General features: G+C 47.5%; 18 protein-coding genes. 9 read left to right on the plus strand and 9 right to left on the minus strand.

What is annotated here, in order from left to right; all coding sequences use genetic code 11:
- The first annotated feature begins 44 nt into the window (after positions 1 to 44).
- From JHD45_RS12060 to JHD45_RS12090, 7 genes are all read left to right on the plus strand, one after another.
- Positions 45 to 1,580 (plus strand): xylose ABC transporter ATP-binding protein, encoded by a 1,536-nt coding sequence (locus tag JHD45_RS12060; RefSeq protein ID WP_199476767.1) that lies wholly within the window; start codon positions 45 to 47, stop codon positions 1,578 to 1,580.
- A gap of 1 nt (position 1,581) precedes the next feature.
- Positions 1,582 to 2,712, plus strand: a complete 1,131-nt coding sequence (locus tag JHD45_RS12065; RefSeq protein ID WP_199476768.1) for a sugar ABC transporter permease — start codon at positions 1,582 to 1,584, stop codon at positions 2,710 to 2,712.
- A gap of 34 nt (positions 2,713 to 2,746) precedes the next feature.
- Positions 2,747 to 4,198: a xylulokinase gene (xylB, locus tag JHD45_RS12070; RefSeq protein ID WP_199476769.1), complete on the plus strand. Its 1,452-nt coding sequence runs from the start codon at positions 2,747 to 2,749 to the stop codon at positions 4,196 to 4,198.
- 63 nt (positions 4,199 to 4,261) lie between these two features.
- Positions 4,262 to 5,440, plus strand: coding sequence for a XylR family transcriptional regulator (locus JHD45_RS12075; RefSeq protein WP_199476770.1), 1,179 nt, complete (start codon positions 4,262 to 4,264; stop codon positions 5,438 to 5,440).
- 563 nt (positions 5,441 to 6,003) lie between these two features.
- Positions 6,004 to 6,525: a 2,4'-dihydroxyacetophenone dioxygenase family protein gene (locus JHD45_RS12080; protein ID WP_199476771.1), complete on the plus strand. Its 522-nt coding sequence runs from the start codon at positions 6,004 to 6,006 to the stop codon at positions 6,523 to 6,525.
- Between the two features lie 35 nt (positions 6,526 to 6,560).
- Positions 6,561 to 7,379, plus strand: coding sequence for an SDR family NAD(P)-dependent oxidoreductase (locus JHD45_RS12085; RefSeq protein ID WP_199476772.1), 819 nt, complete (start codon positions 6,561 to 6,563; stop codon positions 7,377 to 7,379).
- 11 nt (positions 7,380 to 7,390) lie between these two features.
- The gene (locus JHD45_RS12090; protein ID WP_199476773.1) at positions 7,391 to 8,392 is read left to right on the plus strand and encodes an alcohol dehydrogenase catalytic domain-containing protein; all 1,002 of its coding nucleotides are present in this window, start codon (positions 7,391 to 7,393) and stop codon (positions 8,390 to 8,392) included.
- A gap of 174 nt (positions 8,393 to 8,566) precedes the next feature.
- Here the strand turns inward: JHD45_RS12090 and JHD45_RS12095 are convergent, their stop codons facing one another.
- Complete coding sequence (locus JHD45_RS12095; RefSeq protein ID WP_199476774.1) at positions 8,567 to 10,318, minus strand: sigma-54-dependent Fis family transcriptional regulator; 1,752 nt, start codon at positions 10,316 to 10,318, stop codon at positions 8,567 to 8,569.
- Between the two features lie 257 nt (positions 10,319 to 10,575).
- On the opposite strand from JHD45_RS12095, the gene JHD45_RS12100 reads away from it, so the two are divergent.
- Positions 10,576 to 11,847 carry an MFS transporter gene (locus JHD45_RS12100; protein WP_199476775.1) on the plus strand — a complete coding sequence of 424 codons (1,272 nt, stop codon included), beginning with the start codon at positions 10,576 to 10,578 and terminating at the stop codon, positions 11,845 to 11,847.
- A gap of 237 nt (positions 11,848 to 12,084) precedes the next feature.
- On the opposite strand, the gene xylA is transcribed toward JHD45_RS12100, so the two are convergent.
- The gene (gene xylA / locus JHD45_RS12105) at positions 12,085 to 13,404 is read right to left on the minus strand and encodes a xylose isomerase (protein WP_199476776.1); all 1,320 of its coding nucleotides are present in this window, start codon (positions 13,402 to 13,404) and stop codon (positions 12,085 to 12,087) included.
- Positions 13,405 to 13,545: 141 nt separating this feature from the next.
- Positions 13,546 to 14,316 (minus strand): DUF3307 domain-containing protein, encoded by a 771-nt coding sequence (locus JHD45_RS12110; protein ID WP_199476777.1) that lies wholly within the window; start codon positions 14,314 to 14,316, stop codon positions 13,546 to 13,548.
- A 368-nt stretch (positions 14,317 to 14,684) separates the two neighbouring features.
- Between JHD45_RS12110 and JHD45_RS12115 the strand changes: the two genes are divergently transcribed.
- Positions 14,685 to 15,890: a S41 family peptidase gene (locus JHD45_RS12115; RefSeq protein WP_199476778.1), complete on the plus strand. Its 1,206-nt coding sequence runs from the start codon at positions 14,685 to 14,687 to the stop codon at positions 15,888 to 15,890.
- A gap of 30 nt (positions 15,891 to 15,920) precedes the next feature.
- Here the strand turns inward: JHD45_RS12115 and JHD45_RS12120 are convergent, their stop codons facing one another.
- The 6 genes from JHD45_RS12120 to cydD all read right to left on the minus strand — a co-directional run bounded on the left by JHD45_RS12120 (position 15,921) and on the right by cydD (position 23,208).
- Positions 15,921 to 16,607, minus strand: coding sequence for a hypothetical protein (locus tag JHD45_RS12120; protein WP_199476779.1), 687 nt, complete (start codon positions 16,605 to 16,607; stop codon positions 15,921 to 15,923).
- Positions 16,608 to 16,733: 126 nt separating this feature from the next.
- A complete protein-coding gene (locus tag JHD45_RS12125; protein WP_199476780.1) occupies positions 16,734 to 16,982 on the minus strand; it encodes a hypothetical protein in 249 nt (82 codons plus the stop codon).
- Between the two features lie 24 nt (positions 16,983 to 17,006).
- Positions 17,007 to 18,059, minus strand: a complete 1,053-nt coding sequence (cydB, locus tag JHD45_RS12130) for a cytochrome d ubiquinol oxidase subunit II (protein WP_199476781.1) — start codon at positions 18,057 to 18,059, stop codon at positions 17,007 to 17,009.
- Positions 18,060 to 18,080: 21 nt separating this feature from the next.
- Complete coding sequence (locus JHD45_RS12135; RefSeq protein WP_199476782.1) at positions 18,081 to 19,532, minus strand: cytochrome ubiquinol oxidase subunit I; 1,452 nt, start codon at positions 19,530 to 19,532, stop codon at positions 18,081 to 18,083.
- Positions 19,533 to 19,759: 227 nt separating this feature from the next.
- Entirely contained in the window at positions 19,760 to 21,439 is a 1,680-nt protein-coding gene (cydC, locus tag JHD45_RS12140; protein ID WP_199476783.1) for a thiol reductant ABC exporter subunit CydC, read from the minus strand.
- Positions 21,436 to 23,208 carry a thiol reductant ABC exporter subunit CydD gene (gene cydD, locus JHD45_RS12145; RefSeq protein ID WP_199476784.1) on the minus strand — a complete coding sequence of 591 codons (1,773 nt, stop codon included), beginning with the start codon at positions 23,206 to 23,208 and terminating at the stop codon, positions 21,436 to 21,438. The genes cydC and cydD overlap by 4 nt, the downstream gene beginning before the upstream one ends.
- Positions 23,209 to 23,527 lie beyond the last annotated feature (319 nt).

Raw genomic sequence — 23,527 nt, forward strand, 5'->3', positions numbered from 1 at the left:
TAAGGCGCTCATCTGGGCGCCTTTGCTTTCAAGAGAGTGTCGATATGAAACAACCCCTATTGGATATGCGCGATATAGTGAAGAGTTTTTCCGGTGTGCGGGCGTTAAACGGTGTCAGCATAACCCTTGGCGAAGGCGAGGTATTGTCGGTTTGCGGTGAAAATGGTTCGGGCAAGTCGACCTTAATGAAAGTGTTAAGTGGTGTCTGGCCCTATGGTTCCTATGAAGGCGAGATCTATTTTCAAGGTAAACTTATTCAGGCAAACGGTATTCGAGATACCGAAGCTTTAGGCATTGTGATCATTCACCAGGAACTAGCGCTGGTCCAAGAACTTTCCGTGATGGAGAATATTTTTTTAGGCAATGAAATCGGCTCGTTTGCACGTTTGAACGACGAGGCCATGCATCATCGCGCCAGTGAACTATTAGCGCGTGTGAAGCTAGACATACAACCCGATACCTTGGTGCGTGAGCTAGGTGTGGGCCAACAGCAGTTAGTCGAAATTGCCAAGGCACTGAACAAAAACGTCAAACTGTTGATTTTAGATGAACCGACGTCCTCTTTGACCAGTGCTGACATTCGCATTTTGCTCAATATTGTTGGTGAGCTGAAAGCCCAAGGGATTGCCTGCATTTACATTTCCCATAAATTGGATGAGGTGTTGGCATTGTCTGATTGGGTGGCGGTGATTCGAGATGGTGACCACATTGCCACCAAGGCGGCTTCTGAGCTAACGCAACACGACATCATCGCGATGATGGTGGGACGTCAGCTAGAGGAGCTGTTTCCCCGTGAGGATCATGAAATAGGCGAGGTGGTATTACGAGTTAATAAGGCCACTGCAATACAAGCTGGTGCCTTTCGACCGCAAGTTGATGAGGTCAGTTTTGAACTGCATCGTGGGGAAATTCTGGGCATTGCGGGTTTAATTGGTTCCGGTCGAACCGAGTTAATGCAGTGCTTATATGGCTGCTATAACGGTCAGTATCGAGCCAGCATTGAGTTAGAGGGGCAGACAAAACAGATTCGTTCCCAGCGTAGTGCCTTGGCGGCGGGTATTGCCATGGTGCCAGAAGATCGCAAGCGTCACGGCATCGTTCCCATTATGAGCGTTGGACGCAATATGACCTTGTCAGTATTGGATAACTACAAGGCGAATCATTTCAGCTCTGTGTTTGGGAGCGTGGATGAAGACAAAGAATATCAAGACATAGAAGAGTACATTGCTCGCTTAAAGGTCAAAACGGCCTCTCCTGAACTGGCCATCAAACATCTCAGCGGTGGCAATCAACAAAAAGCCATCATTGCCAAATGCCTGTTAACCCATCCCAAGATTTTGATTTTAGACGAGCCGACGCGTGGCATCGATGTGGGGGCGAAGTACGAAATCTACAAGTTGATGTATTCACTGGTGAAAGAGGGCGTGTCCATCATCATGGTGTCGTCTGAGTTACCGGAAGTGATCGGTATTAGTGATCGCGTGTTGGTCATGCACGAAGGGAAATTAAAAGGGGAATTTGATCACCAAGGGTTAACTCAAGAAATCATTATGAATTGTGCTATCAAAGAAGGTGCCTAGGATGTTTATAAAAATAAAAACCAACCAGCTACAGCTGTTCGCCATGGTGGCGGCGATTTTGTTTATTGTCGTGTTTTTTACCGTCATGACCGATGGGTCTTTTATTTCTCCTCGTAATATTTCCAATTTACTGCGTCAAACGGCCATTGTCGGCGTACTTGCGATTGGCATGGTATTTGTCATTGTCAGTGCGGAAATCGATTTGTCCGTCGGTTCCATGATGGGCTTGTTGGGCGGTATTGCCGCGATTTTCGATGTTTGGTTTCACTTTCCCATTGTGCTTACCATTTTGTTGACCTTGGGAATCGGTTTGCTTCTGGGGCTATTTAACGGCTGGTGGGTTGCCTATCAGCGGGTGCCATCGTTTATTGTGACCTTGGCAGGCATGCTGGCTTTTCGTGGTGTCCTAGTTGGTTTTACCGATGGCGTGACGGTGGCGCCGACATCCAGCGCCATGTCTGTGATTGGTCAAAGTTATATACCATTTAGCTGGGGCATCAGCGTGGTCAGCCTATTATGTTTGGGGCTATTGGCAAGGGTATATTCGCGTCGTAAGGCTAAACAACAGCACGGTGTGCGCAATCAATCCGCCAAGTTTGAATACAGCAAAGCCATTGCTATGGTGGTGGCACTACTGGCTTTAGTCTTTATTTTGGACCATTACCGGGGCATTCCAACGCCTATTTTGCTTATGGGTGGTTTGATCATAATCCTGACCTATGTTGCCAAACGTACGGCTTTCGGTCGTCGAGTCTATGCCATTGGCGGTAATATCGAAGCGACACGCATGTCTGGTGTGAATGTTGAGCGCACTAAAATGTTGGTGTTTGGGCTAAATGGCATCATGGTGGCGGTGGCCGCCTTAATTTTAACCTCTCGCTTAGGGGCAGGCTCGCCAGCGGCAGGAAACATGGCAGAGCTGGATGCCATTGCTGCGTGTGTGATTGGCGGAACCAGCTTGGCGGGCGGAGTTGGTACCGTCTTCGGTGCCATTATGGGGGCGCTTATTATGTCGAGCTTGGATAACGGCATGAGTATGTTAGATGTGCCAACTTTTTGGCAATTGATCGTGAAAGGGGCGATTTTATTATTGGCCGTTTGGCTGGATGTAAAAACCAAAAAAGCCCGCTAAGCCACGTTTAACTATTTGAGAAGAGAGCACAATTATGTATTTAGGAATCGACCTTGGTACCTCCGCCGTTAAAGTGATTTTATTGACAGAAGCAGGGCGTGTCGCCGCGAGTTACTCCGCCCCATTAAGTGTCTCAAGACCCCACGCCTTATGGTCTGAGCAAAACCCAGAGGCTTGGTGGCAGGCTACTGATGACGCCATGCTGGCCCTGGCGGCTGAACATAATTTGCAGGAGGTTAAATCCATTGGCCTGTCGGGACAAATGCATGGAGCCACTTTGCTAGATAAAGACAATAGGGTGCTAAGGCCTGCCATCTTATGGAACGATGGCCGTTCCTTTGACGCCTGCCAACGATTACTGCAACACTGTCCCGATGTTCAGGGGATTACTGGCAATCTAGTCATGCCAGGCTTTACTGCACCGAAATTGCTTTGGGTTAAACAGCATGAGCCGGAGATTTACCAACAAACCGCGAAGGTATTATTACCCAAAGATTATTTGCGCCTGCGCATGACAGGGGAATTTGCCACAGATGTGTCGGATGCCTCTGGCACCCTCTGGCTAGACATGGAGCAGAGAACTTGGAGTAAGCGCATGCTGGCGGCAACGGGTCTTACAGTAGAGCAGATGCCAAAAGTATTTGAAGGGCCAGAAATCACCGGAGAGTTAGATAAAACCTTGGCCCAGCGTTGGTCTTTACCCGTGGTGCCCGTGGTCGCTGGAGGAGGTGACAATGCCGCCGGCGCGGTGGGCATGGGCGTGGTGTCAGAGGGACAAACCATGTTGTCTCTGGGTACCTCTGGGGTGATCTTCTCTGTGAGTGATGGTTTTACGGCGAACCCTGCAATGGCGCTTCACAGCTTTGGGCATGCGTTACCCAATACATGGCATACTATGTCGGTGATTTTAAGTGCTGCCAGCTGTATGGACTGGGGCGCAAAACTCACAGGTTTTACGAGTGTGCCTGGGGCATTTCAAGCCCTAGAAGCACATCAAGGGGCTTTTCGCCCAGTAACGTTTTTACCTTATTTGAGTGGCGAGCGAACGCCCCATAATGACCCCAATGCTAAAGGCGTGTTTTGGGGGATGACTCACGAAACTGAGGCGCTGGATCTGGTCAATGCCGTATTAGAAGGCGTGACTTTTGCCTTACTGGACGGTCTGGATGCCGTGCGCTCGGTACAAAGTATTGGGGACAGTATTGATGTGATTGGGGGTGGGGCAAAAAGTGCCTATTGGTTGCAACTGCTAGCGGATATATTGGCTGTGCCCATGGATTACCGGCAAGGGGGTGACGTTGGCCCGTCTTTAGGAGCAGCCCGTTTAGCGGCACTGGGTGTGCAAGGCTTGGCGTCTGTTCATGAGGTTTGCTTTCAGCCGGAATTGATAAAACGTTATGAACCCCGTGTTCATATGCTGGATCAATACGAGGAAAAACGGGCTCGTTTTCAGTCTTTATATCAAGGAGTAAAAGGACTCTTATAAGTTTGCTTTAGCTGAGAAATTCAACTATCTATCACCGACGTTAATAAAAATAAGAGATGGAATATGTTTGAAAAACGTTATCGACTTAACTTGGTTTTTAATGCCAATAAGGTATACGACAGACAAGTAATCGAAGGGATTGGCGAATATTTGCAAGCGGCTCAATGTGATTGGGACGTGTACTTTGAAGACGATTTTCGTTATCGCTTAGATGGGCTCAAAAACTGGCAAGGAGACGGAATTATTGCTGATTTTGATAATCCAGAAGTGGAAGAACTCCTTAAGGACACAACAATTCCGATGGTCGCCGTGGGTGGCTCCTACCATCACAAAGAAGACTATCCACGTTTTCCTTATGTGGCGACCGATAATGGAGCCTTGGTCAAGCTGGCTTATGACCACTTAAAGCGTAAAGGTTTACCTCAGTTTGCTTTTTACGGCGTACCGAGTACCCCGTTTACCCGTTGGTCCAATGAGCGGGAATACGCCTTTGTTGAGCAGGTCAGTGCGGATGGCTTTGAGCCTTATGTGTATCAGGGGCTTTGTACCTCGGCGGAGTGTTGGCAAAGCGCCCAGCAGGATTTAGAAGGCTGGTTAATGAGCTTGCCAAAACCCATTGGCATCATTGCTGTTACGGATTCCCGTGCCCGTCATCTATTACAAGCCTGTGATCACCTGAATATTCTTGTACCTGAAGAAGTGGCGGTGGTCGGCATAGACAACGAAAACATGGCCAGATATTTAAACCGTACGGCTTTGTCATCGGTGCAGCAGGGTTGTAAGCAAATGGGCTACGAGGCCGCCAAAATACTGCATCGAAACTTGCAAGGATACGCCGCTGAAAAGGCGCTCGTGGTGGTCAGCCCTGTGGGCATAGAAGATCGTCAGTCGTCGGATTTTCGCGCATTAAAAGACCCTTATGTCATGCAAGCGATGCACTTTATTCGTCATAATGCTTGTCGAGGGGTGAAAGTTGCACAAGTCGTCGACTTTGTGGGCATTTCCCGTACCAACCTAGAAACCCGCTTTACTGAGGAAATAGGCTGTTCTATGCATGAACAGCTGCACATGACCAAGTTTTACCGCGCTTGTGAACTGATTACTTCCACCGATTTGCCCTTTGATGAAATCGCCCGCACCTGTGGTTACCCTTCCGTGCAATACATGTACACAGTCACAAGGAAAAACCTTGGCATGACGCCAGGAGAATACCGTGTGTCGTCGCGGCTTGCTAAGGAGTAAAGACATAGAGCAATTAGGAAGCGGTTTCTAATCCTCTGCGTGACTTAGCTGACACTTGTTTTCTCAAAGTCGCTTTGACCGCTAGTATGCCGATATCAGTGTATGCCAATGCGCAGCCGATAATGAAGATTGCAGAAAGCGTTAAATTTATTCGTTTTTCGTATTGGATGTCGGGGCTTGGAAATCTCCGTTCTTTGCTTATAAGTCATGCTGCTGACTCGTTTGATTGCTCGTGTTAGACGCGCTTTAACCTCTAAATAAGACTACTTCCTCCGAGTCATCCAATAGGTACAATCTACGCTTACGGATCGTCGTCTATATAAGCGAAACCGGAAAAATGACTTTATACCAACCCAAGTGACCCGAACAATATATTTGATCAAAATTGATCATCAACATCATGAGTCTAGATGACTTCGCGTCATCATCAGACTTCGTAAAATTCCTTCCACTCCTGTCAATTCAAGGCTTCCGTCAATTGGCATAGCCTGTGCTTATTGTCTTCTGCAGCTAGTGAAGTGTGCTGGCTAAACTCAATAAAAATAATCAAAGAGGCCACTTTTATGTCCAATTCCAAAGAGTCAAATATCGTCCAGCTTCCCGTCGACCCCAATGCCGCCATTATCGATCGCTACGGCTTAGAGGGCGGTCATATAGGTATCGGAGAAGACGAATCTCCGTGGGTTCCGTTTGGCGATAGCGCAGCAATTCGTCATCTCAGCTTCGATGTACGTACCGGAAGTGTATGCAATATCCTCTGGGTTAAAGGCGGGGGCAAAATCGGCACCCACCGCCATCGCTCGGCAGTATCGGCGGTGACCCTAGAAGGTAGTTGGGGATACTACGAATACGACTGGGTTGCGCGCCCTGGCAGCTATGTCTACGAACACCCTGGCGCAGCCCACACCCTCTATAGCGATGACCCTAAGGGCATGAAAGCTCTGTTTTGGATACACGGCCCCATCGAATTTTTTGATGATAATGGCGTGTATACCGAAACCACCGATGTATTCTGGTTCATCAATCACTACATCAGCCACTGCGAAAAACACGGATTAGCGATCAATAAGGCACTGTTTTTATGAGTAAGATGTGGACTCAACCAAATAAGGAGAATGGTATGAAATTTTGGCAGAGATTCTCAGTAGAGGGGTTGAGCTGTGTGGTTACGGGCGGTGCCAGTGGCATCGGCCTAGCCTATGCCGAAGTCATGTGTGATGCTGGCGCGCGGGTGACCTTGCTGGACATCGATGCCACGTCGTTACAGGAGCAGGTTCAGCGACTAACGAAAGCAGGCTACTCAGTTGAAGGGGAAGTGGTTGATGTCACCGATCGCGCCGCAATGTATGCCAGTTTTGCCCGCATCGGTGAGCGCTATGGCGGCCTAGACGTGGTATTCGCCAATGCTGGTATCGACGCAGGACCAGGTTTTCTTGACAGCGAAGGCCAGCGCTCCACTGATGGAGCCTTGGAAAACCTCACAGAGGAACACTGGGATAAAGTCCTTGCGATTAACCTCACGGCAGTTTTTATCACCCTGCGTGCTGCTACGCGCTTAATGAAACCCCAGGGACATGGCCGCATCATTGTCACCACCTCTAACGCTGCGATTATCAATGAAGCCATTGTTGGCACGCCGTACATGCCAGCCAAAGCTGGCGCAGCCTCACTGGTGCGGCAGGCAGCCATGGAATTGGCACGCTATGGTATTAATGTCAATGCCATTGCTCCCGGGCCATTTGTTACCAACATCGCTGGCGGCCGCCTGCACAATGAGGCCGACCGAAGCGCGTTCGCCAAGCGCGTACCGCAACATCGGATCGCTTCTACGGAGGAAATCAAAGGCCTCGCGTTGTTCCTCGCCTCGCCCGCCTCCAGTTACGTGACTGGCGCACAAATTGTTATCGATGGCGGGCAGATGCTCGGCCTAGTCGACTAAGGAGATTCTATATGCAAGCTATTGTATTCAACGAGCTACACACTCCCTTGCAGCTGGCTACTGTCGCGACACCACAACCGGCTGCCGACGAGGTGCTGATTGAAGTGTGTCGGTGCGGTATTTGTGGTAGCGACCTGCACATGACTGAAGATCCGTCGTTTGGAATCAGCCCCGGTAGTATTCTTGGTCACGAGTACTGCGGTCGTGTTGTGGAATGCGGCAGTGCAGTAGACCGCCTGCGGGTCGGCGACCACGTTGCTGTCGCGCCGTTACGCGGTTGTGGCCATTGCATTAGTTGCCTTCGAGGCGAACCAGCGTGGTGTAGCGAATTCAGTTTGCAAGGAGGTGGGTTCGCCCAGTTAGCCACTGCTAAGGTACATCAATGCGTGACTCTACCTGCGGGGGTGGGCTTAGCGAACAGCGCTTTGGCCGAACCATTGGCGGTAGCCTTACATGGTGTCATGCGTTCGGGACTGAAGCCTGGAGCCAAGGTGCTTATTCTGGGAACTGGGGCCATCGGCTTGGCTGTCGCTTTCTGGGCCAGACGATTAGGCGCAGCCAAAGTGGTCATTACCGATTTGGGCGAATGGCAGCGCGAGCGCGCTTTACAGTTGGGTGCGAGCGACTTGCTAGTGGACGATGCCAACCTGCCACGGCGCATTAATCAGCAGCTTGATGGATCGCCTGATATTGTCTTTGAGTGCGTTGGCCTGCCGGGGCTGATATCCCAGGCGATAGAGTACGTCAAGCCTCGAGGCAACGTGGTGATTCTTGGGTTGTGCACGGTAGCGGATAGTTTCATACCGTTTCGAGTGTTATCCAAGGAGGTCAATTTGCTGACCTCGGCGTTCTTCAACCATGCTGAATTCTGCGCTGCTATCGACGCACTGGAGGGCCCCCACGCAACACCCTTGGCATTGGTTAGCGACACCGTAAGCTTGGCGCAAATGCCTGAGGCTTTTAGCGCATTACGTCATCGTACCCAGCAATGTAAAGTGCTGGTAGCGCCATAATCAAATTTTTATCCTAGCAATTGCTACGCGCACTGTGCCGTCTCATAAATGTCCCATACAGGAGAACAACAATAAGTATCTTTACCCATATGGTCTAGTCGCAATAAATTGTTTGATCTGTGATTAGCAACCTCCCGCTACGGCGGGAGGTTGGATTGGCAAATTTGTTCAAACTCAAGCATTACCGTGAGTTTTCAATCGGTAGGCCAATTGCGGACGGGTAATCCCCAACTGCCGAGCTGCCGCAGAGAGGTTGCCCCCGCATTCTTGAAGCACTTGCAGGTAATGCTCCAATTGCTGACTGTGAATCGAGTGCTTGAGTTCTGTCATTGGCGGCACCGGTACATCGAGGTCGGCGCTATGTCCGTTCGCTGGGCTACACAAGCTACCGTCGCCACCAACACTCAGACCAGACCGAGGTGACTGTTCGCCATTGGGGAACATATGTTGGGAACGGATGCAGTCATTGTTGGTCGCGGCGATCACTCCACGTTCGACCAAGTTCTGTAGCTCGCGAATGTTGCCTGGGTAGTCATAGTTAAGCAAAGCTTCCACCGCCCGTGCGCTGAACCCCGTAACTTGTTTGTCGTACAGTTTGGTGAAATGCTTGAAGAAATGCTCCATCAGCAAAGGAATGTCGTCGCGGCGCTCGCGCAAGGGGGGCAGGTGAATGGGGAAAACATTCAGACGAAAAAACAAATCTTCCCGAAAGGTTCCCTGAATAATAGCCTGCTTCAGATTGCAATTAGTCGCCGCGATCACCCGCAAATCAACCTTGATCGGCCGGTTACCACCAACCCGTTCGATCTCGCCTTCCTGCAAGGCGCGCAACAACTTACTCTGGGCGCTCAGGCTCAAAGCTTGGATTTCGTCGAGAAACAGTGTGCCGCCCGAGGCTCTCTCAAAACGCCCAGCACGGCTTTGAGTGGCCCCAGTATATGCACCTTTTTCGGCGCCGAATAGCTCGGCCTCCAGCAAACTTTCAGGCAGTGCCGCGCAGTTAACGGCAACTAAAGGGCGGTCAGCTCGAGAACTGAGCTGATGCAGGCATTTGGCAAAAACTTCTTTTCCGACCCCAGATTCACCGCTGAACAGTACGGTCGCGCGAGTGGGTGAGACTTGTTCGATTTGATGACGTGCAACACTGAAGCCCACTGATATTCCAACCATATCGTCTTGTATCGGTAAACTGTTTGAGGTAGAGGCCAAGTGTGCCTGAACATGCTCTGGTGGTGACCAGTTTGAGTTCATTTGTATGAAATAGGATGGATCCCAGTAGCGCAATTCGGCATCTTGCTCGTCGTCAGATAAGCAGTCAGCGGTGTCACCGACAATGCGACAAACTTTACCGCCCGCCGCCACGCACTCCACTTCACGAAACACCACCAGCTTGCCGATAAAGGAACTAGCGTAGCCCGCAGCATAACCCAGAGTCATCCAGCACACAGCCTCATCTCCGACGCCATAGTGGGTGATGTGTTCATGGGCTTCACGGGAGTCATGCCACAGGTATTCGCCATGAAAATAGCCGTTCTCTATGTCGAGGTCTAGTTTCACTGTTTCTACTCTCACCATACCTTGCAGCGCATGCAGTCGTCCACCTGCAATAAACGAACTGCGGTCGTCAGAGCCTGGCCAGCGTTTGCGAACCAATTCAGCGTCCAGAGAGCCAGCTGAGTAGCCTATGCGCATCATGATACATTTAGCACCCTCGACCCCTACACTCTCAATTAGCTCATGGCGTAATGCTCCGAATGCAGAAGAGCGCAGCATAACCATGCTCTGATCATCGAACCAAATACGAGCATCTTCGTCAGAGAAACGTAGATAACGCCGGAGGTCAGCGGGTGTTGGGGTGCTCGTTTCATATGCCTGAATGGCTCTAATAAAGGGCTCGACGACGGGGGTAAGGGTTGAATGGCTCATGCTTTCTCCTAGTTATTTTTTTTGTACGCAGCGATTGCTGCGAGAGGATGAGAGACATTAATTTTGATCATCAAACTTTCCCATGTTCATCAACAAAGATCAAGCTGACGTACGCTCGACTAAACTAAACTCTCGCAAATCCAGCCGTTTAGCGCCTTCCAATGTAACTGGCATGATGCTTGCCTTTTGAATAACTGCTTGACGAGACATCAAGGTCAGCGCCCTCTAATAACAATAATCGTACCGGGAGATTTGCTATGCGCCACTGGTTATCTCATTATGAAAATCGTTTACTATTAATCCTCAGCCTGAGTTTTGGCTTTGTCTTTTTTGACCGCAATGCTATGAGTTTTTTAGCCCCCTTTGTCGCCCGAGACCTGAAATTGAGCGATACGCAAGTAGGCATCTTGGTTTCTGCACTGTCCTTCACATGGGCACTGTCAGGGTACCTATTGGGCGCCCATTCGGATCGTAGTGGTCGACGCAAACCTTATCTGCTAGTGGCCGTCGTGGTGTTTTCAGCTTGCTCATTCGTATCCGGGTTGGCGGGCTCATTCTTTATGCTGTTGGCTGCGCGTTTGCTGATGGGGGCAGCCGAGGGCTCTATCCTGCCCATTTCGCAAACTTTGATGGCTATGAACTCCACGCAGACGCGCCGTGGACAGAATATGGGGATCATGCAAAACTTCGGGAGTAACCTGCTGGGGTCGTGTATTGCTCCGTTGGCGCTTGTTGCCATCGCCAGCCATTACGACTGGCATATTGCCTTTTTCGTCGCGGGCATACCTGGTTTGATCGCTGCTTACATGATCTGGAAGTATGTGCGTGAACCAGCCCCCACGATCATCACCCCAACTATTTCTCAAACTTCTCAAGCCGCGACGCCGAGCAGCTCACTGCTAGACCTGATACGCTACCGAAATGTCTGGCTGAGTATGGTTATTGCCTGTTTTTATGTGGCATGGATGGTATTGGGCTGGGCCTTTATGCCAATGTACTATATTAATGAACGCCATTTCAGCTCCAATGATATGAGCATTTTGATGAGCGTACTCGGGGCCAGCGCCACGTTTTGCAGCTTTATCGTCCCAGCACTGTCAGATCGCATTGGCCGTCGCACAGTGGTGGTGGTCTTTTCGTTGATCGGAGCGCTGACGCCGCTTACTGCGCTGTACTTCCAAGGGCCATTCTGGGTTTTTTGCTGCTTGCTGTTCATTACCTGGTCTGCCAGCGGTGTTGCTCCTATCTTCATGGCGACGATCCCGTCTGAAACGGTCCCCGCGTACCGAGTTGCTGCCTGCGTCGGTTTAGTCATGGGGATGGGTGAAATCTTCGGTGGCGTACTCAGCCCGATAATCGGTGGTTGGCTCGCCGACCTTCACGGATTGAGTGCACCGCTATTGTTGCAAGCTGGATGCGCAATCGTAGTGAGCATACTGGGTCTTTGGCTGCATGAGACAGCGCCACTTCTTCTAGCCAAAAACAACGCCGTCAATGGTTTAAAAGAAAAGGTCCCCCCGGCTCTTTAGTGAAGAACGGGGATCTCTAAGCCTCTATCACCAAGGCAATAGATTCGTAAATACATGATTTAAAATCCTTGTTGATGATGAAAAAGCGTAACTTGGGTGGATTGAAATATCACGTGTCGTCGCGGCTTGCCAAGGACGTTAAGTGGCATTCGGTCCGCTTTCTCTATAACCCTTTGGCTATAAAGAAAGCGGAGTCAAAGTTTATTATGAATAGAGAAGTATGGTGTATGTTTCTAATCAAGGATAAATATAACCATTGACCATGTTCTCTAACATCTCCTGACGGCCCGAGACAGGTTTAGGGTCGAGATCATGTTCAACAGCGTAGTTGGCAAGATCTTGTAGCGAGAGTTTGCCACTGAGAATGTTGCTGCCGAGTGTGTCGTTCCACTTGGCGTAGCGTTGCTCAACAAGCTTAGACAGGGTTTCCCCTTCGATCATCTTCACCGCACGTTGCAGAGACAAGGCGAGGGTATCCATGGCACCAATGTGTGCGTGGAACATGTCTTCAAGGTCAGTGGATTGGCGACGTAGTTTGGTGTCGAACATATAGCCACCGGTTTTAAATCCTCCCGCTTTGAGAATCTCATAAGTGACTAGGGTGTATTCTTCCACGCTGGTTGGAAATTGATCGGTATCCCAGCCCAGTTGCGCATCCCCTTGGTTGGCATCCACCGAGCCTAAAATCCCCAAAGAACAAGCGGTGGCGATTTCATGGTGGAAGCTGTGGCCCGCTAGGGTGGCATGGTTGGCCTCGATATTGACTTTGATTTCTTTCTCAAGCCCAAACTCTTTTAGGAAGCCATAAACCGTGGCGGTATCGTAATCGTATTGGTGTTTGGTTGGCTCAGCGGGTTTGGGTTCGATCAGTAAGGTGCCAGCAAAGCCTATTTTGTGTTTATGTTCGACCACCATTTGCATAAAGCGTCCCAACTGAGCCCTCTCTCGTTTTAGGTCGGTATTGAGCAGGGTTTCGTAGCCTTCGCGGCCACCCCATAACACGTAGTTTTCACCGTTAAGGGCATGAGTCGCATTCATCGCATGAAAGACTTGCGTTGCGGCATAGGTAAAAATGTCTGGATTTGGGTTAGAGGCCGCTCCTGACATATAGCGAGGATGAGAAAAGGCATTGGCAGTGCCCCACAACAGCTTTAAGCCTGTTGTTTCTTGTTTGGCTTGTAGCACTTCTACCATCTCGGAAAAATTACGAATGTATTCTTTTAGAGATGATCCTTCTGGGCTAACGTCCACATCGTGAAAACTATAGTAACCAATGCCCAGTTTGCTAAAAAACTCAAAGGCTGCATCCGCTTTTAGCTTGGCTGCCTCCATTGGATTAGACGGCTTGTTCCAAGGGCGGTCAAAGGTATTCGCACCAAACACATCGCTCCCAGACCAACAGAAGTTATGCCAGTAACAGGCTGCCATTCTTAGGTGTTCCGCCATGCTTTTGCCCATGATGACCCTTTTGGCATCATAATGTTTAAAGGCAAAAGGATTGTGTGACTCGGTACCCTCGTATTGTACAAAAGGGATGTTTTGGAAGATCTCGCTCATGTTGAACTCCTGATGAATTTTTTGTTCTTATCTCATCTTCATCATTGTTTTTTTGAGCGGTGGCTTCAATTACGAAATTTTCTCTAGGGATTATTGATTTTCAGTATTGAGTAGGGTGGAGTAATGGTCGGGCTTGACCGTTCAGGGCAATAGCTTGGCTATCACAAAGCCAGTAAATAAAGCGATGCTCATGGAAAATAGTGAGCCTAGCATAACGTATTCGGTAAACTTCCTATCGTGGGCTTCTCGTAGGTCTCCCATACGAAAAATGGACTTAGCCGCGAGCACAAATCCAACCGCCGTGTATTGACCGTTTAACACAAAGGTCAGGACTAACACGCGCTCAATGTAACCTAAATATTGGCCTGCGTTGGTTAAGGATTCTGCTTTTTTGTCATGGGTGATGGCGCCAGTGGTGTTTAAATCAGCCGACCATTTAGACAGTATTTCACCGACCACAATAGAGGCAGGTTTGAGCATCATCACATAAGCTAAGGTGATAAGGAAAAAGTGGTTGTAATCGACTTTATCCGCGAGCAGGGAGAGTTGCGAAAACGCGTTCGCGTATAGATAGAGCCATACGAACACAAGGGTGACGATATGGAGAAACTGGTCAAGCAGGAACCAGCGAAAACCTCGGCCTATTTTGATTTTTGCGTAATCGATCACTCCATGGGCGAGGGCAATGATGATACCGATAAAGAGTGAAGCTGAGAGGCTGGTAGTGGTCGCGCATGCCAAGATCAGCAACACAATCACCCCATGAACAAGGGCATGACAGTACAAAAAGCGCGAGCGGCCTTGACGCACGTTTTTATCTTTCACCCAAGAATCGGGTTGTAAAAAGAAATCGCCAAGCACATGCCCAAGCAACAACATTAGCAACACAGACAAACCATCGACCTGAAGCATCCCAATCTCCTTTATAAGCCAGTTTCTAATACCGCCAAGGTGTCTAGTATCAAGGTGGCATTCGCCCGTTGCAACCGTGTCGCGAACGAGTGACGATGAGAGTCTATTTTTCACTTGGCCCAGTTAGAATACAACCTAAGTGTCGGATTAATAAGTTTTTAAGTAACCTATTTGGTTGAAACATATCAGAACACGCTGTTTTTTCAATACAAGAGAGTTTAAAGATGAAGTGGAATGACTAGATTAATAAACAAACTTGACGCAATATTAGACAATATGGAAGGGTTGACGCTCATAGAGCTTAAAAACTATAGGTCTTGTATCTTTTAAAGGGTGAGAGCTGGGTCTTGATAAGGGGAAGGGTTTTTATGAAAGATTTAGAGAGTATCCTGGTTTTTTGGAAAAATACTCATAGGTTTTTCTGTAATTTTATAAATGATGAGCATAAATCTCGATTTGACAGAATATTTTTTGATGCTGTAGCTAACTTCAAGCCTAACAACACTGACAGTATTTTTAGAGAATTACTCCATTGTTTGAACGATGCCCATACCGATGTATTTAAAAAGAATCGAAATGAGACAAAGAACTACGGTATTAATGTAAAGTTTCATGATTCAAAATTTATTGTTTTAGGTGTGTCAGACCGTTTAAAAGGAACAATATCGATTGGCTCAGAAGTATTGAAGATAAACAATAAAGACTTGCTGAGTGTCGTGGATGAAAATATGAAAAGAGTTTCATATTCACGTCGAGAACATGGGATATCACGTGCTCTTAAGTTCATTTTTAGTGACAGACACTGCAACAATCCAGTCATTACAATCACTGAACCAAATGGAAACCGTAAGGATGTAAAGCTTAATGAGTTATATGGTTTAAATGAGTTTTCTTTAAACGGTAGTATTCCATCCTTTACGTCTAAAATGAATAGATTTAATAGAGATACGGCTTACATACATCTTTCATCTTTTACTAATGAAACTGAAATTAATGATATTTCAGATAAACTTAGAAGTCTTTCTGTGACGTCAAAGCTTATCATTGATTTAAGAGGTAACAGTGGAGGAAATGGACTTTTCTGTATGAAGCTTTTATCCTCGCTTACGAGTAAAAACTTACATGGTGCCCGTTGGCGAGCTTTAGCATTTAATGCATTCTATACGGCGTATTTTAATAATATTGATCCTAAGCAAAATATTTCAAATAATTCAGATTGGTATGAGGGGGAATCTGAGATTGTTTTTCCAAATCAACCGATATCGGTTAAAAATATTTGTATATTGATTGATAGTGAAACAATCTCAGCAGCAGAAGACTTTCTTATATATGCTAAGCAAATGGATAATTGCGTAATAATTGGTGAAACATCTGCTGGTAGCTCGGGTTTGCCAATCAATCTGGATCTAGGAGGAGATTATTGGTGCCAAATTTCAGCGAAACATGATTTCATTTGCCAACCAAATGATTTTATTCGAGTAGGAATAGCGCCTGACTATACTATACGCCATTCACCAGAAGCCCTTAACAAGGGAATTGACGCTCCACTGGAGTTTGCACTCAATCTCACTTAAGTTTTAGCTGCAAAATTTAAAAAGTATGTGTCACTTATTTCTGACTGATATGATCGTGGTTTCTAATACCGCCAAGGTGTCTAGTATCAAGGTGGCATTCGCCCGTTGCAACCTTGATGCGAGTGATCGGCGATGAATGCCTGTTTTTTCTGACAACGCATCTTGAGTTAAGTCGGGGTAGAGGAGGCGAGGGAACAAGACTTCAGCCTGTTTTTCACTCAGTCCAGTGAGAATAGAGTCTAAGTAGCGTACCAATAATTCATCGCTGGGGTTAATATTATGGGTTGTGGGCAAAGAGATTTTGAGTCGCTCTTCTTTCATGTCTTTTAACGCTCTGCCAGACAGTTGAAAGGCTTCGCCCTTGGCAGTTTTTCTCAGTTCGCTTTCGATCTGTTTATAGCCACCAATGCCAACAGAGACACGGGCGTCTGCACCTTTAACGGATTTCATCAGGGTGAGCCTTAATAGCACTGCACAGCGTAAGGCATCTTTTGGGTTGGGGACAAATACTTGGAACTCATCGCCGCGAAACACGTCGCCTTGGGCGTGAAAGGTTTCCTGCAAAACAGCAATCGTCTGCTCAATTTGCTGCAAACACGCTTGATGCTCCGCATCTGATAGGGCACTGGAATTGACAATGTCTCCCGTGATCACCCCACCTGTACACATACCATAAGCTGTATTATTGACGGTTCCAACACTGTTTAGCGATGTCATCGAACTCTCCTCCTATGACAAGCTCTAACATGGCAAAGTCTTAACGGCTTTTCATATAGACTATCAAAACATAAATTATTGACCAAAGCTAGTTTGGTCAATAAACAGTGACCAATTTAGCTTTGGTCACTGTTTATTGGGGGAGGAAGCTTTTGTCTGATTGACAAGCAGCGTGCGTTCTTTCAAAAACAGGGTAAAGAAAATAGTGAACATGAATAGGCTCATGCCACCAGCGGACCACCATAGAACCGTGGGTAGCCCGAAGATGCATTGCACTAGAACAATCCCTGCGGCGGGTCCGATTAAGAACAGCGCCATGGCGCGTAATCGCCATAACGCTTGTATGCTAGGAGATGATGATCTTAGGGAGGCCATTAGAATAGCCTCCCTACCGTTACATTAGTCGTGGTCACCATAGCCTGCCAATTTGCCAAGACGAGCACGGAAAACCCAAGCTTGATAGAAATTGTACGAAAGCATAACGGGAATAAAGAACAGCATCGAATAGGTAAACGCACCCGTTGAGTTGGATGGATTAGCCGCATCGAAAATCGTTATGGTATTCGGTACAAACCAAGGGAAGATCGTGATCATCATGATAGCAAAGTTAATGAAGACAATGATTGCGAGCCAAACCATAGCTGCCACATCTCGTTTTTGATGTGATGCACGACGCATAGACCAAGTGGCAAAAAGGACCACAGCACCAGAGAGGACAAAGAACCACCAGTAAGGTCCAGCCCATTTACTTTTCGCCCATGGAAACTGAACGAATGTCCAGATGACGGTGCTAAGAATGGCGACTAAGGCTAAATAGAACATCAAATTAGTCCATTTCAGGGCCTTATGGTAAGTGTCACTGTTTCGCTCAAAGCGAGCACGAATGTAAACGCCGCCTGCCAGTGATGCGGCAATCGTCGCGGTTACCCCAGTCCAAAGACTAAAGGGGGATAAGAACTCTAAGTAGCTACCACCAAATGTGGGTACTTCGCCCTTCGTCATTGGGAAGCCTTGCAGGAATGCTCCTAACGAAACGCCCGCAAAAAATGCCACCATCAGACTGCCAATCCCAAAACCCCAATCCCAATACTTTCTACTGGTTTTTGAGTAGTGATGAAACTCTAAAGATACCGCTCGGAGGATGATTCCCCAGAGTACAAACATCAAAGGAATCATTAAATAGTGGAATACCGAACCATAAACCATAGGGAAGGTGCCAAAAAGAGCCCCCCCTACAATAACGAGCCAGGTTTCATTGGCATCCCAAGTCCCTGCCATCGAGGCCATAATGGCCCCTTTTTCTTTACTGTCCGAATGGAATAAAGAATAGATGCCAGCTCCCAAGTCGGAACCATCAAGAATAATGTAAATCACGACAAATATACCAATTAGAGCCCACCAAACAAGGGTTATCCAATGGTCGCCGTTTGTAAAGTCCATAACATGTTGCATATTAATTCTCTTCTATGTCTATTAGAGGGTAGGACGCTCAAACAAAGGTTTTCCTTCAGCCACTTCTTCGTGGGGCATATCACCCAAATGCATGGGTTCTGGTGTGATACCATGGATAACCTCAGCATTCATGTCAGGCCCTTTACGGATAACTTTGGAGAAGAAGTACCAAGCCCCGAACCAGACAAGAATATCGAAGAGCATGAAACCAATAAACCAGACGATTTCTGCGCCAATGCTCATTTGACTTACCCCTTCAGAAGTGCGCATTAATCCATTAATAAGCCAAGGTTGGCGTGCAACTTCACGGGTCCACCATCCGGTCCAAACGGCAAGATAAGGTAGAATAGAACTTAAGATAACAATGCGTAAAAACCAAGGGCGACTCTGTAGCTTTTCGACAGTAAATTGTCCTCGAAGGCGTAAGTAGAGAGCCCAAAAAGCCACTAACATGAGTGCCGCTCCAGCCGCAGCCATAATACGGAAGGAGTAAAATGGAACTACGACAGGAGGGCGATCTGCTTTCTTAAATTGATCAAGGCCTGGCACTGTACTCACCCATTTATGGTCTTCGAGTAGGCTAAGAACATGAGGAATGGCAATTTGAAAATCGTTTGTTCCTTTCTCTTCATTAGGCCAAGCAATGACATTCCAGCTTGTATTTGGGGTGCCATCCGCATTATAAGTATGCCAATGTCCTTCCATTGCGGCTAAGGCTGCGGGGTCATATTTAGCGACGGTTCGTCCTAGTGTATCTCCCATGTAGACCTGTAATGGCGCGACAATCACTAATGCCATAATGGAAGCGGTCAAAGTGCGCATAAACATTTTGGCGTGGCGATTTTTATAAATCATCCAAGCCGAAATAGACGCCACAAAGAACAGCCCAATTTCAAAACAGGCAATCAGCATGTGAGGGAATGCAGTCAAGAAATTAGGGTTGAAAATGGCATGTGTCCAGCTATCTACTAGAAATAAGCCTTTTTCTAAGTGAACACCGGTTGGTGTTTGCATCCAAGAATTGGCCACCAAAATCCACATGGCAGACAGCATAGAAGAAAACGCCACGTTAAATGTCGCGAAAAGGTGCATCTTCTTACTGATTTTGCCCCAACCAAAAATCATCAGGCCAATGAAGCCAGCCTCATACATAAAGGCGGTAATGGTTTCGTAACCAAGAATATTGCCAAAAAACGGCCCAGCCGCCTGAGAAAAGGGCGCAAAGAGAATGCCAAAAGACATTTCCATGGTAATCCCTGTGGCGACGCCTGCCCCAAAGTTAATGATGAAGAGTTTTTCAAAAAAACGTGTGAGTCGATACCATTCGTCATCGTTCGTTTTAAGCCATCGCCATTCGCTAAAAAATAGAAAGGTGGCCAAACCGATTGTCAACGGCGGGTAAAGGATATGCATCGACGTGATCCAAGCAAAATCAAGTCTTGCAAGGTCAGTCATGAGTGATGGATCTATCATTTTTTTCTCCAGAAGTTGGAAGCTAAAAAACTGTCCTGAGGCAGCGTGAAAAGGGGTGCATTGGTCATATTGAAACCAGAGCAAACGTTAATCTGTATAGACTTATTATACGATATAGCTATAACCTTATGACTATAATTCATATTATATTCATAAAGTTTTCTATTCAGTGTTTAAAAAGTCACTTGTCTTCCTAAACACGCTTATCGCAATGTACAAAATTAAAATTACAAAACGATGTGGCCGTTATCCATCATCAAGCGATGATCCGCGAGTGTCAGTAACTGCGGACGGTGCGTAATGATGATAGCTGTACGACCCTGCAATAATCTCGCCAACGCTTGGGTTACTTGCTGTTCTGTTGCGGCATCGAGACCTTCTGTGGGTTCATCCAAAATGACAATAGGAGCGTCCTTAAGGAGCGCTCTAGCAATGCCGATGCGCCTGATTTGTCCACCTGATAAGCGCGTGGCAGCTTCGCCTACTTCGGTATCAAACCCATCAGGCAAAGCCAAAATATCGTCAAGGATCGCTGCGGCACGACAAGCCTCAACCAATTCCTCATGGGTGGCATTGGGTTTAGCAAGGCATAAGTTTGCTGCCAGAGTGGTGTTAAACAAATGAACTTGCTGAGACACGACGGAGCAGAGTTTGCGGACCGTGTCGCCACTTAATTCTTCTAGGTTCGTTGCACCGATGGATATCTGTCCGCTATCGGCTGCCCAAAATTTCAGTAATAGTTGTGTCAAGCTGGTTTTACCTGAACCACTTGCCCCTTGAATTGCCAGCTTTTCTCCTTGCTTTAAACGGAAGCTGACTTCGCGAAGTGCAGGTTGCGTGTTTTGCGGATAGCGAAAACAGACAGCATCAAATTGTATGTCAAATTGTTCAGGGGCTGCGCAAGGGTGAATAGGGTCGCTAACCGCAGGCTCTGCATCGACTAGGTCCAAAATGCGCCGAGCGGCACTTCGAGTTTCGCCCAAGGCAAGGAAAGCGGCAGGCAAGGTCGTAACCGCTTCAAAGCTGGCCATGCCAAAAAAAGCCAGCATGACCAGTTCTGGACCATCAAGCTGCCCACTTTGTACCAAGGGAATAGCAATGACGATCATCGCTAGCCAAGTTAATTGACTGAACAGCCCATTCAAAGAGGTGCTGCTGGCATTAATGCGGTTTTGTTGCCTTTGAGGCGCAACTAGTTCCTTGTTCTCTTGTTGAATACTGTCGATACGCTGTTGGCTGTCGCCATAAAGGGTTATTTCAGCCAAGCCTCGTACGGTTTCACTGACGCGTTGTCGTAATACGGCTCTTGCTTCAACAATTCTCTTACCACTGTTTGCTCCCCAATGCAGGGCAGCCCAAGGCAACACTACGCCAACAATCATTAGCCCCACAAGGTTGGTTAAAGCGATAGCCGGGCTCCAAAATAAAAGGAACATGATCATTAAAAAGCTAGCAAGCAGTGCCGCTAAAGAGGGAGTGAATAACCGCAAGTAGGCATTTTCTAAACTATCAATGTCAGCCCGTATGCGGCTTAATAAATCGCCCCCTTGATAATACTGAAGGCGTGCCGGCGCTAAAGGTTCCAGTTTTTCAAAAAACCATTGGCGTAACCCTGCGAGCAAGCGAAACGTCGCTTCATGGGTAATCAATCGTTCAAGGTATCTCCCCGCAGTTCGTAAAATCGCTAAGCCACGAATGGCGGCAGCGGGAGTGAAATAATTGATTGCAGCCCCTGTCAAGCCACTAATTGCCATGGCGGTAATAAACCAGCCAGATACCGAAAGCAAGGCGACATTGGCAAGAATTACCGTGGTGGCGAGCAAAACCCCAGCCATCATCCAACCAAGGTAGGGACGGCTGATATTAATAAGCCAGCGGAGCTCTCTATTATTGCGTTTACGCTTCATAATCCGGCCTTGAGATACTGGTTATAGCGCTCTGTGTAAGCTCCATTTAACGCCATTAATGCATCGTGCGATCCTTGTTCGATGATTTTTCCACTGTCCAACACCACAATTTGATCACTCTGCTCAATAGTCGTTAGCCGATGGGCAATGGTGAGTAGGGTACGGCCAACCGCTAGCCTCGCGATGGCGTCGGTAATCAGGGTTTCACTATGAGGGTCCAAACTGGCTGAAGGCTCATCAAGCAGTACGACGGGGGCATCTTTGTAAAACGCACGAGCCAAGGCAATTCGTTGAATTTCACCTCCAGACAACCCTTGTCCACGGTCTCCTACGACGGTCTGAAACCCTTGCGGAAGGCGATTAATAAAGTCCAATGCGTGTGCATCCTCTGCCGCTTGCTGTAATGCGGCCTCGTGACCTTCTAGACGAGGTGATAGGGCAATATTTTCTTCAATAGTGCCATGAAATAAGGTGGGATTTTGTGGTAGCCATGATACATGCTGATACCAACTGCTTGGGGCAATGTGTGCTAAGGGCGTTTCATCAATCATGATGTCACCTTGCGTCGGATTCAAAAAGCCCAGCAACAATTGTCCTAATGTGGATTTCCCCGCGCCGCTCACACCAATAATTGCTGTACGACTACCAGCTGGCAGACTAAGGCTAACACCGCAAAGCACAGGATCACGATTTGGATAAGCAAACACAAGGTTGGAAAGGGTAATATTTGGTGCCTGTTTCAGGCACAACTCAAGATTACCACTATGTTCAGTAGGGGGTTGAGTATTCAGGAGCTCAATGATGGGTTCAACGGCACCTAATGCATCCATTCGAGCATGAAACTGAGTGCCCATACTGCGTAAAGGCAGATAAAACTCGGGCGCAAGTAATAGGACAAAAATACCGTTAAGGTAATGGATATCGCCGTACATCAACCGGAAACCAACATACACGGCGACCATGGCAATACTAATGGCGGCAAAGAACTCCAACACCATGGAAGAAAGAAACGCAATGCGTAACACCTTCATGGTCTGAAGACGATAATCTTCGGCTATTTGACCAATAAAGCGAGCTTCTTTTTGAGCTGCATTGAATAACTTGAGCGTTGTCAGACCCTCAATCATGTCAAAAAAGTGGGCGCCCATACGTGTCAGGCTGCGCCATTGCTGACGATTCAGCTTTTCTGTCTGACTTCCTATGATGATCATAAAGATGGGTAACAAGGGGGCGGTGATGGCCAAAATAAGCCCAGATACCCAGTCAAATGGAAAGACAAAGACTAAAATAGCCACAGGAATAATGATAGCCAGCTGCTTTTGTGGCAAATATAGGCTGAAGTACTTTTCTAGCTCCTCGACACCATCCACCAACTCGGTTGCACGAGCACCAGAGCGTTGTTCCCGGCTCCATGCTGGCCCTAAATGATGAATATGATTGAATAGTTTTGCTCTTAGATCCGTACGCAGTCGGGCAGCCGCTTCAAAAGTGAACCGTTGGTTGCCGTAATTGAGAATAGCGCGAACAAGAAATACCCCGACAATCCCAGCCAAATAGGGCCAAACCGCCATAATAGGTTGGTGTTCGATGGCGGTGGCGTTCAGCACATGGGCCAACAGCCAGCATTGAGCGATTAAGAAAAAGCCATTAACACTACCAAGCGAGATAGCGATATTGAGCGGGTTTTTAACAGCTTTAGCTTGATTTTTGAGCCAACGATCCAGTTCGAGAGTGTGTTTTCTATCTCGTAAGGGGATAGGGTTGGCCATTGATCAATATCCTTCATGTTCGGACTACTTCTTGGAGAGGGCTATAAAATACTCCAATTTTGTAAAAGAATCATAACAAGAATGCTCTTTACGAATATTTAACGAATATTTAACGAATGTTTCACGAATATTTTGTAAATATTTAATGAAGGCTTCATGAGTTGAGCGGGGCCAGGTGACATTTCTTTATGTTTGCGCTCAGGAAATTATTCGAGACTCATACGTTGCTAAGTGAATCAGTGATATGCTCTCCCAGAATTTATGAATTTGCTAACCCCGTGGTGCATTTAGATAGTTTTCGTAAACTATAAAGCAAATG

Origin of the sequence: Marinomonas spartinae (assembly GCF_016461715.1) — a bacterium.
Lineage (GTDB): Bacteria > Pseudomonadota > Gammaproteobacteria > Pseudomonadales > Marinomonadaceae > Marinomonas > Marinomonas spartinae_A.

Bases quoted from the DNA above. Each gene is read 5' to 3' on its own strand.
- JHD45_RS12125 (WP_199476780.1), bottom strand. From the start codon at position 16,982: ATGGCCTCCCTAAGATCATCATCTCCTAGCATACAAGCGTTATGGCGA.
- JHD45_RS12065 (WP_199476768.1), top strand. From the start codon at position 1,582: ATGTTTATAAAAATAAAAACCAACCAGCTACAGCTGTTCGCCATGGTG.
- xylA (WP_199476776.1), bottom strand. From the start codon at position 13,404: ATGAGCGAGATCTTCCAAAACATCCCTTTTGTACAATACGAGGGTACC.
- cydD (WP_199476784.1), bottom strand. From the start codon at position 23,208: ATGGCCAACCCTATCCCCTTACGAGATAGAAAACACACTCTCGAACTG.
- JHD45_RS12090 (WP_199476773.1), top strand. From the start codon at position 7,391: ATGCAAGCTATTGTATTCAACGAGCTACACACTCCCTTGCAGCTGGCT.
- JHD45_RS12080 (WP_199476771.1), top strand. From the start codon at position 6,004: ATGTCCAATTCCAAAGAGTCAAATATCGTCCAGCTTCCCGTCGACCCC.
- JHD45_RS12085 (WP_199476772.1), top strand. From the start codon at position 6,561: ATGAAATTTTGGCAGAGATTCTCAGTAGAGGGGTTGAGCTGTGTGGTT.
- JHD45_RS12075 (WP_199476770.1), top strand. From the start codon at position 4,262: ATGTTTGAAAAACGTTATCGACTTAACTTGGTTTTTAATGCCAATAAG.
- xylB (WP_199476769.1), top strand. From the start codon at position 2,747: ATGTATTTAGGAATCGACCTTGGTACCTCCGCCGTTAAAGTGATTTTA.
- cydC (WP_199476783.1), bottom strand. From the start codon at position 21,439: ATGAAGCGTAAACGCAATAATAGAGAGCTCCGCTGGCTTATTAATATC.
- JHD45_RS12100 (WP_199476775.1), top strand. From the start codon at position 10,576: ATGCGCCACTGGTTATCTCATTATGAAAATCGTTTACTATTAATCCTC.
- JHD45_RS12115 (WP_199476778.1), top strand. From the start codon at position 14,685: ATGAAAGATTTAGAGAGTATCCTGGTTTTTTGGAAAAATACTCATAGG.
- JHD45_RS12095 (WP_199476774.1), bottom strand. From the start codon at position 10,318: ATGAGCCATTCAACCCTTACCCCCGTCGTCGAGCCCTTTATTAGAGCC.
- cydB (WP_199476781.1), bottom strand. From the start codon at position 18,059: ATGCAACATGTTATGGACTTTACAAACGGCGACCATTGGATAACCCTT.
- JHD45_RS12135 (WP_199476782.1), bottom strand. From the start codon at position 19,532: ATGATAGATCCATCACTCATGACTGACCTTGCAAGACTTGATTTTGCT.
- JHD45_RS12120 (WP_199476779.1), bottom strand. From the start codon at position 16,607: ATGACATCGCTAAACAGTGTTGGAACCGTCAATAATACAGCTTATGGT.
- JHD45_RS12060 (WP_199476767.1), top strand. From the start codon at position 45: ATGAAACAACCCCTATTGGATATGCGCGATATAGTGAAGAGTTTTTCC.
- JHD45_RS12110 (WP_199476777.1), bottom strand. From the start codon at position 14,316: ATGCTTCAGGTCGATGGTTTGTCTGTGTTGCTAATGTTGTTGCTTGGG.